A 13,171-nucleotide genomic window follows, 5' to 3' on the forward strand; every position below is an offset into this window, starting at 1 on the left:
CGGGCTGGGTGGGCAGCGAGCCGCAATATAGTCGCGCCGGGTGCGCCGGACGCGCCGGAAAAGCAGAGCGCCCGCCGTCGGTGAGGACGGCGGGCGCTGCACCCGGCTCAGGGCCGATCGTGCCTTACTTGCAGACCGCCTTCGCCGTCTGCTCGCCGGCCGGGATGAGCTGGCCGAGCGCCTGCATGAGCTGACCGGCGGCCTGTGGCGCGAAGCGGCCACCCGCCGGCACGTTCACCTGTGCCACCGCGAACTCGGCCTGCGCCTTCTTCACGAGGTCGCAGTTCCGCCCTTCCGCACCCGCCTTCAGCAACGCCTGGCCGTGCCGCAGCGAGACGGCACCGATCAGGAACTTCGCCTGCTGGCGGCGCTCCGGGCTGGTGGCATTCGCATCGGCGAGCGTGAGGTAGTTCACGACGGCGGCGTAGTCCGCGTCGGTGGCATCCGGCCTGGCCGCGACTTCACGCTGCGCCTTGTTGCCGAGGTCGAGCGCCACGTCACCCACCAGCACGCTGTCGGCACCCTTGTCGGCGAGCACCAGCGCCGCGTACGCGCTGTCGGCCTGCTTCAGTTCACCATAGAGCTGCGCGAGCTGCAGCTGGCCCTTCTCGACGTTGGCATCGAGGGTCAGCGCCTTCTTCAGCGTCTCGACCGCCTGCTGCGTCTGGCCGGCGGCGCGCTGCGCCTGGGCGGAGACGACGAGGAGGCTGGCGTTCTCGGGGAACTTCGTCACGCCCTGCGCGATGACTTCGGCGGCCTTCGCCGGCTGGCTGTCGGCCTGGTAGGCGGCGGCCATGCGGAAGAAGTAGCTGGTATCGGTCATGGCCGTATCCAGCGCGGCGAGGTCGGTGCCCGTGCGGATCGCGGCCTTCGTCTCACGCGCCGCGAGCTCGACGAGGAACTGGGTGCGCATCAGGGCGGCATCACCCGGGTTGTCCTCGACGGCCTTGCGGATGATCGGGAGCGCAACGCCCGGGTTGCCGGCGCCGGCAATCGCCTTCGTCACGTCTTCGACCAGGCGCGTGTTCGTCGGATCGGCTGCGATCAGGCCCGTGTAGGCCTGGATCATCTTGTTGGCGTTCGCCGTGTCACGCGGATTGGCGAGGTTGCGGCGGCGGTAGATGTCGCCGGCGATGGACAGCGCGCGACGGCTGCGCGAGTCGATCGCGAGGATCTCCTCGGCCATGGCGAGCTGCGCCTCGTCGGAGGCCTTCGTCTCGAACATCGCATTGAGCAGGCAGGTGCGCGCGATCACGGCCTTCGGGAAGAGGGCGATGCCCTCCCGGGCGGCGGCCATGGCGCGGTCCCAGTTCTTCTCCCGTGCGGCGTTCACGCAGTTCCGCTCCGGCACGAGCTGCTTGCGGGCCTCGACCAGCTCGGCCGAGAGCAGCTTGGCGGCGTCGCCGGCCTTGGGCGCCGTGGCGAGCGTGAGCGGCTGGGCGAGCGACGGGTCACGAACGAGGTGCAGCGTCGCTTCCATGCGCCAGGACTCACCCTCGCGGCGGACGGTGCCCTGCACGAACTCGTCGGCGCGCAGCTGCCGGCCGAGCTCGCGGGCGTCGTTCGACGACAGCGGCTCGTCCTTGCGATAGCCCGAGGCCTCGAGCACCGCATTGATCTCGGTGTTCGGGATCTGCCAGAGCTGCTTGTACGGCACCTCGGAACTCATGCGGCTCCGCAGCGCGTCGGCGGCCTGCACGCCAGAATTGCCAGGGGTGGCACTCCGGAACGTCAGCACCATCATCCGCGGGGTGTTGGGATCCGGAGCACGGGCCACCTGCGCTTCCAGCGCGGTGGTCAGGGTGCCGGCAACAAGCCCGAGCCAGGCGATTTGAGGAATCCGGACGCTCACTTACGACCTCCACGATGGTGATGCCAAATGAGCTGCCGCGTCGTGCCGCAGCCCCGAGATCTGCAGGTGGGCGAAGAGGGGTTCGAACCCCCGACCCCCTGTGTGTAAGACAGGTGCTCTAACCAGCTGAGCTATTCGCCCGACGGACTCTCCACCCCTGCAGACGACCACATCAGGCCTTCACGCAGTTGTAGTGCCCCCCGGGCGGAAAAGTGCCCGCCGCCCGTAACAGTGGCAAGCGCCGCATGGCAACGAAGTGCGCCCGGCGCATGCACTTAACCGGATCGTAACGTTCGCACGCCGGCGTCGGCGAGCGCGGGTGTTCGGCCTACTTCAGGATCGCGACCGGGACCAGCACGCAGTACCCCAATACGAGGAGCACGGGGGCAAACGTTGTACCGCCGCGGGCCAGGTCCGCATAGCCCAGCAGCAGCGCAGCAGCAGCGAGCCCCCACCACAGCAGGGGACGGCGCGGAGATTCCGACTCGGAGGTAGCCATAGGACGTGAGGCTACGCGTTCCGCGCGGGTGGGTCAAGCATCGGGGGGCAGCCGGGGCGGCACGGGGGGCAGGCTGCCCAGCAGCGCGTCGAGCGCCGAGCTCTGGGCGGCCCGCTCGAGCAGTGCCTCCCGGGCGCGCATCGCGTCGAGGCGCGCGCGCTGCGCGTTGCGCCGGCGGCGGTGGAGGGGTACCAGCAGCGCCAGCAGGAGGAGGGTGCCGATCGCCCCGTCCGCCACGAGGGCCAGGAAGCCGAAGCTCCAGCGGGTGCGCTGCTGCCAGTCACGCTCGAAATCCCCCGCGGTGACGGCGGCAGCGCGCCGGAGCGCGAGATCGAAGCTCCCGCGCTCCTTCCAGGCCGCGAGCAGCGGGCCGAGCCCGCGCTCCCGGTCGATGGCCGCCAGGTCGGAGACCGCGCGGAGCGCGAGCGCGTACCCCGCCCTCGCCTCGCCGCTGCGCGGATTCGAGAGCAGCGAATCGAGGCCGGCAAGGGTGGGCACGCCGCGGAACACCAGCGCGGCGTTGGTGGCGAGGAAGCCCGTGGTCCGCTCCTCACCGGCGGCGTAGCTGGCGTAGCCTTCGTCGAACCAGCGGGTCGACGCGCCGCCGAGATGGTCGTACAGGGCGAGGTGCGCGAGTTCATGCCGGAGCACCACCAGCGGATCACCGGCGGACGACGGCGCTCCCCGCCCCTGCATCACGATGCGCTGCTGGCCGACGAAGGCGAGGGCCGCGGTCCAGGGAAAGGCGGACCGACCGGCCCACTCGGTGAACGTGGCGGCGTCGGGGGCGAGCATCACCAGCACGCGTGCGCCGCTGCGCGGCAACCCCGGGAAGGTGTCCCGCGCCATGGCGGAGCGCAGCAACGCGTCGGCCAGCGCCGCGTCGGGCGCATAGTGCAGGATGGTGAAGCGGCCGGCATCCCGCCGCAGCGCCCCGGGTGGTGCCGCCGGCAGCGGCCCGGCGGCCAGCAGCGCACACGCGCCCAGCGCGAGCGCGCCGCACCAGCGCCTCAGGCCACGCGCGAGGGAGCGCCTCCGTCCGCGATCGTCACCAGCATCTCCCGGCAGCGGGCACTCCATGGATTGAACTTGTTGACGTCGGCTGCCTTGCGCCACGTGGCGATCGCATCGTCGGTGCGCTCCGCGAACCAGTACACGCGACCCAGCTCGAAGCGGGCCTCGATGAGGTTCGGCCCGAGCTCGATGGCCCGCAGCAGCGCGCCGATCGCCTCGGCGTACTGCTGCTGCTCGAAGTACACGAGACCGAGGTAGAAGTGCGCGTACAGGGTGGCCTTGCGATCGGTGTCGAGCGCGATCGCACGCGTCAGCAGGGCGATGGCCTGGTCGAACTGGCGGCGCCGCAGGTGCACGAAAGCGACGTTGATGGTCGCGAGCGCGTGGTCGGGAATGCGATCCAGCACGTGGTCGAACAGGGCCAGCGCCGCGTCGAACCGCCCCTGCGACATCTGCGCCCAGCCCAGCAGCGTCTCCGCCTGCGCATCGCCGGGGTTGAGCGCGAGCGCCTTCTCCAGCGACTCCTCGGCGGCGGGATAGTCGCCGGTGGCGATGCGGCTCCAGCCCCGCTCGACGAAGGTGGAGGCATTCAGCTCGTCGATGACGCGCGGCTGCCCCTGCACCGGCGTCCCGAACGCCGAGCGGACTTGCGGGGCGCTGCGCGGGGTGGGCGTCACCATCGCCGGCGTCGAGACCACGGCCGCGGTGCTGACCGCCGCCTCGTCCTCCAGCAGCGGGTCAGCCGACGGGAACGAGACCTCGAGTGCGGTCACGGCGCCAGGGGTCTCGACGGGCGACACCGGCGCACCCACGGCCGGCGGCGCGACAACGGCCGGCGTGGCCGGCGCGGCGGGCACGAACTTCACCTTCCACCCGTCCACCAGCGCCTTCACGTCGTGCTGCAGCGCGTCGATGACCTGCGCGTGCAGCGCGACGGACCGGTGCAGGAGGAAGATCCGCTGCTTCAGCGCAAGCGCGTCGCTCGAGTCGACGCCTGCCACCGCCAGCTGGCGGGTGAGTTCGTCGACCTGCGCACGAAGGTGGCTCAGCAGGTCTTCGGCTGAGGGGGGGATGATCGTCACGTACTCTCCGAAATGCGACACTGCGGCTGCCCGGCCGCGAACCCTCTGGACGCGGCTGCTGGAAACAAGAGTATCGGCTGCAGCGATCCGATCACAGACACCGTGCGCGTGCTCCGGGAAGGGTCAGGCCGGGTCGAACGTCGGCGACGGCACGCGCCGCCACCCCCGTACAGTCGCGCCTGCCAGAATCGTGCGCGCGCATCCGGCGACGGGTCAGGAGGCGCGGCGGATGGCCTCGAGGCTGACCTGCGCCTGCCGGTTCCCCGGATCGAGTTCGAGGACGCGCTGCCAGCACCGCTGGGACTCCACCACCTCACCGCGCTGGTATCGCAATTCACCCAGCTTGAGGTAGATGTCCGGCCCCAGGGCCGGCTCCAGCCGCACGGCACGCTGGTACGACTCGATCGCGTCGTCGTAGCGCGCGACGCGGTGCGCGAGATCCCCGACCGTCTTCTGGAACGGCGCGAGGTTCGCCGCGTGGAGCATGCCCCGCTCGACGGCGGCCGCGGCGGCGGTGAGTGCGCCGCGCGTCAGCATCAGTGCCGCGTAGTTGGCGTGCAGGACGCCGACGGAGGGGTGCGTGCGGATGCCCTCCTCCAGCAGCGCCTGCGCCTGGTCCGCATCGTCCCGCGCCGCCGCCACCAGCGAGGCGTAGTGGAACCAGATCGCCGGTGGTGCATCGCCGTCGAAGCGCGTGCGCGCCGACGCCAGCAGCTGCTCGGCACGGGCGTAGTCACCGAGGCGGAACGCGTGCAGTGCGCGGGACAACTCCACCTGCGGCAGCGACGCGCCGCCGATCTGCACCGCGCGCTCGATCATGCGCGCCGCGTCGAGCTCACGACCCAGCCCCTCGTACGCCAGGGCGAGGTGGTGCAGCATGACCGCACCCGTGTCATCGAGCTGGGCGAGCGGCTCCAGCCAGCCCACCGCGTCGTCCCACGCGCCGCGCCGCAGTGCGAGCAGTCCGAGCTGATGGCGGGCCGTCGGCTCGTTCGGTGCCGACTCGACCACCTTCCGGAACTCGCGGGAGGCATCCTCGATCATCCCCGCCTTCGACAGCGCGAGGCCCATCTTCAGTGCCTTCTCGGTGGCGCTGATGCCGGCATCGTGCTCATCGGCCGGCGCCTCGGGCTGCGTGACGGCGATGAGCAGGCCCTGCGAGTGCAGTTCGTACATCGCCTTGCCGACCGCGAACTCGCCCAGCCCGGAGCGCTCGATCACGGCGCGGATCGAGCGGCGGCCGTCGAGGAGGTGCGAGACCTCGGCGAGCTCACCGGAGAGCGGATCGGAGAGGCCGGCGCGGGCCGCGTCCATCTCGAAGACCATGTCGAAGCTCGGGAACCGGCGCTCGACCAGCGACCACTCGTCGGTGCGGCGCGCCCCTTCCATCAGCAGCGACTCGGGGTTGATCGAGACCGTGAGCTGGCGGCCGTCGGGATGCACGTCGGGCTCGAAGGTCCAGATGCCCTGCGTCCAGGTGAAGAGCGAGAAGACCGCCTCCTCGACCAGCGCCCGCAGCTCCCGGTCCACCACGTCGCGTGAGACGAATCCCGCCTCGACGAGCAGCTCGCCGAGCCGACGGCCGGGGTGCTGGAGCTGCAGGCGGAGCGCCTCGTCGAGCTGGTCGCGATTGATGTGTCCGCGCTTGACAAGCGAGTCACCGAGGCGGTCGCGCCGGTTGACGATCGCCCCGAACGAGATCTTGCCCTGCTGGAAGAACACCGACCCGAACTTGGTGCCGTCGACGATGCTGAGACAGCCGGTCTTCTGGCCGAGCGCCAGGAGCTGCAGGACGTCGGGGAAGCTCGCTTCCTTGAGACTGCCGCGAATGGCCATCAGTCGGCGTCCTCGATCAGGCGGGCGGTGAGGTCGGGCCAGCGGTGCACGAAGTTCTCGGTGTCGCCCATGAGGTGTCGCGTGCCGCGCCGCGGCGCCGCGGCGCCATCCAGCTCCGCCGCCACGAAGGCCGGGGTGATCGGTGCACCGGCCAGTGCCGCCGCCGCGTGCAGGCGCCGCACCACGTTCAGGACATCACCCACGGATCGCGCCGGCCGGTCGGCGAGGTGCGAGACGACCTGGTCGCTGACGATGGTGTGGTGCGTGTCGAAGTACTGGTGGATGAGCGCCGCGCGTTGTGCGATGTCGGGGCTGCCCAGCTCGACGACGAGGCCCTGCGCGAAGCGCGTGCGCAGGCGGTCCTCGAGCGTCGCGAGCTGGTTCGGCGGCACACTCGAGGTGAGCACCACCTGCCGGCCGGCACTCTGCAGCGCGTTGAACAGGTGGAAGAGCTCATCCTGCGTGCGCTCCTTCCCGGCGACGGCCTCGATGTCGTCGAGCAGCAGCGCGCCGGCGTTGCGATAGCGCGCGCGCCACTTCTCCACCGCCCCCTCGCGCAGCGCGGTGATGAGCTGCTCCGCGAAGACCGAGGCGCCGACGCAGGCCACCGTCTGCACGCCGGCGTCGATGAGCGCGTTGCCGATGGCATGGAGCAGGTGCGTGCGACCGCTGCCCGAGGGGCCGGTGATCACCAGCGGCACGTACTGCGTGCCCGGCGCGCCGACCACCGCACGGGCCGCGCGGAGCGCGAGCTGGTTGGCGCGACCCTCGTGCAGGCCGGCGAAGGTCCACGCCGGCTCCGGGCGCGGCGGCGGCTCGATCGCGCTCACGGCCTGCTGCACCAGCGCGTGCGCCTCCTTCACCCGCTCCGGATCGCGGAAGATGGCCTGGCCGCTGAGCGAGGCATCGGCCGCCGACCCTTGCCGCTCGAGGTCGCGCAGGTACTCGACGGCGGCGCCGAAGGTGGCGAGCAGGCCGTCGACGTCGGGCGCCTCGCGCAACTGGAGCGCACGATCGAGCACCGCCACGCTGATGCCCTCGGCCCGCCAGCGCGAGGCGGCATCGGCCAGGCGCACGCGCCACTCCTCGACCTGCTCGACCACGGCCGTCGCGACTTCCTGCACGAAGGTGTCGTAGTCCCCCGGACGCGGGGCCGGCTCGACCTCGGCCTCGGCGTGGATGATGACGTTCGCGAGCGGCGTGTGTCCGCGCAGCCCGACCAGCCGGCGCACGTCGGAGACGCCGATGGCGGCGTCACTCATGCCCTGCAGCGCGAGCAGCCGGTTCAAGCCGCCCTGCAGCTCGCGGATGTTCGAGAAGTCCACCCGCGCCAGCTCCTCGAGCACGCCGTCACGGAACCGCGCCGCACGCTCGGCCTGGAGCTTCTGCAGGATCGCGACCCGCGTCTCGTAATCGGGGATGCCGACGTCGACGATCAGGCCGCCGGTGAGCCGTGTGAGCAGGCGGTCGGTGACGTCGGTGATCTCGTCGGGCGGCCGGTCGCTGGACATGACGATCTGCGTGCCGCGCCCCTGGAGCACGTTGAAGAGGCGCAGCAGCTCACCCTGCACCTCGGCGCGGCCGGTGAGGAACTGCACGTCATCCAGCAGCAGGATGCCGGCCGATTCGTAGCGTCGCTTGAACGTGTCGAGCCGTCCGCCTTCGGTGGCCTGGTGGAACTCCTCCATGTAGTCATCGAGCGCCACGTACTCGACGCCGAGGGAGGGCTGCTTGTCGCGCGCAGCATGGCCCACCGCGTGCATCAGGTGCGTCTTGCCGAGGCCGGACGCGCCGTACACGAAGAGCGGGTTGTACAACACACCGGGTGCGTCAGCGACCGCCTTCGCGGCTGCGACGGCGAGGCGATTGGACGAGCCGGTGACGAACGAATCGAAGCGGAGGCGTTGATCGAGTTTCATGGGGTCTGCGGTGTCCAGCCAACGACGACTGGCCTACCGGATTGGGCACTTGAGTCCGCTTGCCCAACAACCGTACAGCTCACCTGCCTGGCACCTGCTCACCCAGGCAACATGGCTACCCCGTCAATCTACCGCCACGTCCCCGACTCCAGCCGTCAGCCGAGGCCCTGGGCCAGCCGGCGCATGGTGAGCCGGAGCAGGCCGAGGTTGGTCCACGGCTCGGCGACGGTCACGAGGAGGAGATCGCCCTGCGGGACGGCGCACACGCGGCCGCGCTCGCCTTCGAGGTGGAGGAAGCCCGGCTCGGTGCCGTCGGCGGCGGTGGCGGCGAGGGCGGCCCGCGCGTAGAGGCGCGCCGCGAGGGCGGCGATGGCATCGGCATCGGTGCCGATGTGGACGTTGCCATCGACGACGATCCCGTCCGTCCGGGAGACCACCAGTGCCGCATGGACGCCGGCGGTATGCATGAGCTCCTCGACCACGCGGTCGTAATTCGCCATGACGGACTCCATCAGAAGCCGTCCGCGGCGGCCCGCGCCGTCGCGACCCGGAGGAGGGCCCGCACGCGGCCGATCGGGACCTGCCGGCCGACGCTCAGCACCGTCAGCGACCCGGCAGGTGCCGGTGCCAGGGCGAGCGTGTCGCCGGCCGTCTCGAGCACCAGCGCGTGCCAGGCCCCGAGGTTCAGGTGCTTCATCGCACGCGCGGCGTCATCGCCGACACCGGCGACGGCGGCGGCCATCGCCTCGAGCACCGCCATGTCGTCGGACGGCTGCGGACTCGCGAGCAGCAGGCCGTCGGCATCCGCCACCAGCGACCGCACGACCTCCGGCCGTGCCGGCGCCGAGGCAATGGTCGCAGAGAAGCCCGAAATGGCAGGATACGAGGCGGTGGGATACGCCGCGCCGGTGGTGCGACCGTTCGGGATCCGTCCCGGCTCCACGCGCGTGTTCACCCTGGGCGTGAAGCGGTGCCCGTTCGGCATGCCGCCGTTCGGCCCATTGGATGCGGCCGCGCCGTTGCCGTCGGCGCCCGAATAGCGGTCGGGCGTGGGCGGTGCGCCGCCGTTGCCGTGGCCATGCGCCGGCGCCGGTTCGTGCTGCCGCGCGCGGTCCCAGTGTGCCGATGCGGCGGACAGGTCGCCGCGTGCTTCAGCGATGCGCGCGAGCACCATCAGTGCGGGCGCGTGCGAGGGGTGACGTTCGAGGCCGCGCGTCGCGAGGCGCTCGGCGGTCTCGAGGTCGCCCTGTTGCCGCAGTGCCTCGGCCAGGTCCGCGAAGACGAGACTCTGCGGATCGGTCGCAAGCACACTGCTCCAACGGCGGATGTCGTCAGCTGCCGGCATGGGCGGAGATCAGTTCCTGTAATTGCGCCGCAGCGTCGCGTGCGATCCGCACCCGCGCCGCATCGGGCGCCGTTGGTGCTGCTGCAAGATAGTGCTCCCACGCGCTCAGCGCCGCACGGTACTCCCCGCGGCGGGCTGCCACGTAACCGAACTGTTCCTGCGCCTCGGGCAGGAGCGGATCGAGCTGTACCGCAGTCCGCACCTCCTCCGCCCAGTCGTCGGGGCGGCCGAGGCCCAGCAGCGCGCGTCCGGCGAGGACGTGCGCGGCGGCATTCCGCGGCGCATGCCCGATGGCGGTGCGGGCGGCGGCGAGCGCGGCCTCGAAGCGGGACTCGGCCAGCGCCCGGCGCGCCTGCGCGGTGAGCATCGCGACGCCGGCCGTGGCCTCCCCGTCGTCCCGGGTGGCCCCCTGCGCATCGGTGGTGAGCGCGCCCAGCGCCGACCACCGCGAGATCCAGCGCGCGGTCTCGAACACGCGCATCCCTGCCGCGGAGGCGATCTGGCGGATGGTCCGGCATCCGTCCACACAGGAGAGCACCCGCCAGCCGTCGGCGGGCACGGCGAGCTCCCCGTCCCCGTCACAGTCGCAGACCAGCGGCACCGCGCCCAGCGACCCGATGCGGGCCTCGATCGCCGGCCACTCGTCGCGGCGACGTGCCGCATCGAGGAAGAGCTCCTCCCCGGACAACGTGAGGCTGGTGGTGGGCTCGAGGGCGCTGGCGGACTCGCCGTCGGTGAAGGAGAACGAGCCCTCGTCGAAGGTGGTGAGCTCGAAGCAGAGGTCGTCGATCAGCCGCCGCGCGACCGTATCACGCATCCGGGCACTGATGACCCCGGTCTCGACGAGGCCATCGACGAGCGAGCGTGGTGGAGTCTGGCGGCTGGCCCAGGTAGCCGCCGCGCCGCGATCGTCGGCATCCACGAGTCCGGCGTGCGTGAGCGCCCCGAGCAGCGGTTCGGGCTCGTCGTCCCAGCGCGCCGCCGTGATGGACCCGTCGAGGAATCGCAGGATCGCCCCGCGCGCGCCGGCCCCGCCGGTCACGCGGAGCGTGCCGGAGCGACGGCCACCGGTCAGCAGCTGGAAGACCTCGGCCAGCCCGAGGTCGCGAAGTGCCCCCTCGAGTGCCATCAGCCCGTTCCCCGCCGCACGGAATCGATGATCACGGGGGTCTGCGGCACCGCAGCATCGTCGTACTCGGCGAGCGCGAGCCGCGCCCGTGTCGCCCATCGGTTCTCGCCGTTCGCGCCGCCGCTCCGGGTGGCGACGCGCCAGTGCGCCAGCGCCTCGGACTCGCGGCCGGCGCGCTGCGCCATGTACCCCTGCAGCGTGCGCACCCCCGCATGGTCCGGTGCAACGGCGGCGGCCCGGGCGATCGCATGCAGCGCCTGCTCCTCACGATTCAGCGCGAGCAGCGCCTCCGCGAGCGCCACCAGCAGGTCCGGATCACGGGGATTGGCGCGCAGCGGGCGCACCAGCGCCTGCATGCCGTCGCTGGGCCGGCCCACATCCACGCGCAGCTCGGCCAGCGCCCGCGCGGCATCGTGGAACGTCGGCACGCTCTCGAGGGCGTGCATCAGCTCCTTCTCCGCCTCGCGGACGCGGCCATCCTCGCGCAGCATCGCGGCGAGCGCCACGCGCACCTGCGCCAGGTCCGGGTCGCCGGCCAGGGCCGTGCGCAGCGCGCTCTCGGCATGCCGCATGACGACGGACGCCGGCGGCATCGGCGCCACCGCCTGCGCGCTGTGCGCCGTGCGCGGCGCCGGCTCCATGATCGCGAGCTGCGGCCCCGTGACACGGCGCAGCGGGATCACCGGCGTGCCGTGCGTGACACGCATCGAGACAGGGGTGCCGCCGCGGCGCAGGGCCACCCAGGCCCCGAGTGGCGTGCGGGAGCGAGTGGTATGTGGTGCCTGGCGGGCCTCGGCGGACTCGCGGATGGCGGCCCGCATCGGCGTGACCGGGGTCTGCGAGTGCAGGATCACGCTGTGCTCGGCGGTGTTCGCGGCCTTCCGCCCACCGCTGAGGAGCATCAGCGCCATCGCGTCGCCATTCATCGCATCATTGACGACGACTTCCAGCGCCGCCTCGGGCAGCTCCGGGTCGAGCGCCATCACGAACCGGAACGGCGCGAACTCCCCCTCGAACGCCATCGCACGCTTCATGGCGCGCACGCCGTCCTGGTAACGCCCGAGTTGCGACAGCGTGAAGGCCAGGTGGTAGGCGGCGTCGATCAGCTCGGGGGCGAGCGCCACCGCACGCTCGAAGGCGCTGCATGCCTCGTTCAGGCGCCGCAACTCGTTGAAGGCGACGCCGACGCCGATCCAGGCGCGCGCGTTCTGGGGATCGGCCTCGGTGACACGCCGGAAGCCCTCCAGGCACTCGGCGTGGCGGCCGAGCTGGCGCATCACCCAGGCGGCGTTGAGGCGGGCGGCGAGTTCCACGCGCGCCGAGCCTCGCACGCGCTGCAGCGCGGCGAGTGCCTCCACCGGGTGCTGCTCCAGCGCCTCGATGATGCCGAGGATGAGATGCGCGCTGCCGCTGAAGACATCGCAGAGCAGCGCCTCGCCGACGGTCGCCCGTGCGGTGACGAGATCGTCGGCGAGGACCAGCATCGCGGCGCGCATCACGCGCGGCGCGCAGGCGCCAGGCATCGCCTCGGCGGCCCGCTCCCAGGCGGCGGCGGCGAGCGCCCACTCGCGGCGCAGGAGGCGTGTCTCGCCGACGGCGGCGTGCACCTGCGCGGCCGGCTCGCCGCGCGCGAGTGCCGTCTCGAACTCGGCCAGCGCCTGGTCGTGGTACCCCGTGTTGCGATAGGCGATGCCGAGGGTGAGGTGCGCGCGACCGTCGGACGAACCCACCACGCGCGCGGCGGGCTTGGGCGGCCGCGCATCGAGCGTGAGGTGCATGTCCACGCGCGCCAGGTTCGGGTCGAGCTGCAGCGCGCGCTGCGCCGCCGCCTGTGCGGCATCCAGCTGGCCGAGGTCCCCGAGCACGAACGCGAGCAGGTGCTGCGGCCAGGCCGCCGACTCGTCGATCGCGAGGGCGCGCTCGAGCGCGGCGCGCGCCGCCTCGGTGCGCCCGCGACGGTAGAGGATCTCGCCGGCCAGGGCGTGCAGCGACACGTCGAGCGGCTCGAGGCCCAGGGCCCGCTCGAGCCAGGCGGACGCGCGATCCGGGTAGCCCAGCGCCTGCTCGACGAGGGCCATCTCGCGCAGCGCGGCGAGGTCGTCGGGGGCACGGTCGAGCAGGTCGCCGAGCACCCTCGCGGCGTCGGCGGGGCGCCCGATGCGGGCGTGCCACTTGCCCAGGGCGAGGGCGGTGGCGGCGTCGTCTGGCGCCACACGCAGCCGGTCGGTGAGCTGCTGCACGCGCTCGGCATCCACCGGCGTGCGCTGCGCGAGCTGCTGCAGGTTCTGCTGCGCCAGCGACATGCGGGCATCGACGTCGAGCGCGCGCTCGAAGCAGGCGGCGGCGTCCAGCGCCAGGCCGCGCCGGGCCAGCATGACGCCGCAGTTGTTCTGCGCACCCGCGTTCGCCACCGGCACGCGGCGCGCGATCGCACGGAGGCGATCCGCCTCGCGGATCGAGACCGTCGGCTGGGACAGGGGCGTCATCGACATGGT

9 protein-coding genes and 1 tRNA gene are annotated in these 13,171 nt (G+C 72.1%); all 10 read right to left on the minus strand.

Going from position 1 to position 13,171, the window contains the following annotated elements:
• Positions 1–124: 124 nt before the first annotated feature.
• The 10 genes from IT355_07480 to IT355_07525 all read right to left on the minus strand — a co-directional run bounded on the left by IT355_07480 (position 125) and on the right by IT355_07525 (position 13,162).
• A complete protein-coding gene (locus IT355_07480) occupies positions 125–1,852 on the minus strand; it encodes a hypothetical protein (protein ID MCC7053095.1) in 1,728 nt (575 codons plus the stop codon).
• Between the two features lie 67 nt (positions 1,853–1,919).
• A tRNA-Val gene (locus tag IT355_07485) sits at positions 1,920–1,993 on the minus strand.
• 391 nt (positions 1,994–2,384) lie between these two features.
• Entirely contained in the window at positions 2,385–3,431 is a 1,047-nt protein-coding gene (locus IT355_07490; GenBank protein MCC7053096.1) for a hypothetical protein, read from the minus strand.
• A complete protein-coding gene (locus IT355_07495) occupies positions 3,362–4,447 on the minus strand; it encodes a tetratricopeptide repeat protein (protein ID MCC7053097.1) in 1,086 nt (361 codons plus the stop codon). Before IT355_07495 ends, IT355_07490 begins: the two co-directional genes overlap by 70 nt.
• A 213-nt stretch (positions 4,448–4,660) precedes the next feature.
• Positions 4,661–6,283: a DUF4388 domain-containing protein gene (locus tag IT355_07500; GenBank protein ID MCC7053098.1), complete on the minus strand. Its 1,623-nt coding sequence runs from the start codon at positions 6,281–6,283 to the stop codon at positions 4,661–4,663.
• Positions 6,283–8,202: an ATP-binding protein gene (locus IT355_07505; GenBank protein ID MCC7053099.1), complete on the minus strand. Its 1,920-nt coding sequence runs from the start codon at positions 8,200–8,202 to the stop codon at positions 6,283–6,285. The genes IT355_07500 and IT355_07505 overlap by 1 nt, the downstream gene beginning before the upstream one ends.
• 155 nt (positions 8,203–8,357) lie before the next feature.
• Positions 8,358–8,702, minus strand: coding sequence for a roadblock/LC7 domain-containing protein (locus tag IT355_07510; GenBank protein MCC7053100.1), 345 nt, complete (start codon positions 8,700–8,702; stop codon positions 8,358–8,360).
• A gap of 11 nt (positions 8,703–8,713) precedes the next feature.
• Positions 8,714–9,547: a roadblock/LC7 domain-containing protein gene (locus IT355_07515; GenBank protein ID MCC7053101.1), complete on the minus strand. Its 834-nt coding sequence runs from the start codon at positions 9,545–9,547 to the stop codon at positions 8,714–8,716.
• A complete protein-coding gene (locus tag IT355_07520) occupies positions 9,534–10,676 on the minus strand; it encodes a DUF4388 domain-containing protein (protein MCC7053102.1) in 1,143 nt (380 codons plus the stop codon). Before IT355_07520 ends, IT355_07515 begins: the two co-directional genes overlap by 14 nt.
• The gene (locus IT355_07525) at positions 10,676–13,162 is read right to left on the minus strand and encodes a tetratricopeptide repeat protein (GenBank protein MCC7053103.1); all 2,487 of its coding nucleotides are present in this window, start codon (positions 13,160–13,162) and stop codon (positions 10,676–10,678) included. Before IT355_07525 ends, IT355_07520 begins: the two co-directional genes overlap by 1 nt.
• Positions 13,163–13,171 lie beyond the last annotated feature (9 nt).

It is taken from the genome of Gemmatimonadaceae bacterium, assembly GCA_020851035.1.
Lineage (GTDB): Bacteria > Gemmatimonadota > Gemmatimonadetes > Gemmatimonadales > Gemmatimonadaceae > JACMLX01.

What these genes read in the sequence shown, in the direction of transcription:
- IT355_07490 (MCC7053096.1), bottom strand. Translation starts at nt 3,431, where the DNA reads ATGGAGTGCCCGCTGCCGGGAGATGCTGGTGACGATCGCGGACGGAGG.
- IT355_07500 (MCC7053098.1), bottom strand. Translation starts at nt 6,283, where the DNA reads ATGGCCATTCGCGGCAGTCTCAAGGAAGCGAGCTTCCCCGACGTCCTG.
- IT355_07505 (MCC7053099.1), bottom strand. Translation starts at nt 8,202, where the DNA reads ATGAAACTCGATCAACGCCTCCGCTTCGATTCGTTCGTCACCGGCTCG.
- IT355_07510 (MCC7053100.1), bottom strand. Translation starts at nt 8,702, where the DNA reads ATGGCGAATTACGACCGCGTGGTCGAGGAGCTCATGCATACCGCCGGC.
- IT355_07515 (MCC7053101.1), bottom strand. Translation starts at nt 9,547, where the DNA reads ATGCCGGCAGCTGACGACATCCGCCGTTGGAGCAGTGTGCTTGCGACC.
- IT355_07520 (MCC7053102.1), bottom strand. Translation starts at nt 10,676, where the DNA reads ATGGCACTCGAGGGGGCACTTCGCGACCTCGGGCTGGCCGAGGTCTTC.
- IT355_07525 (MCC7053103.1), bottom strand. Translation starts at nt 13,162, where the DNA reads ATGACGCCCCTGTCCCAGCCGACGGTCTCGATCCGCGAGGCGGATCGC.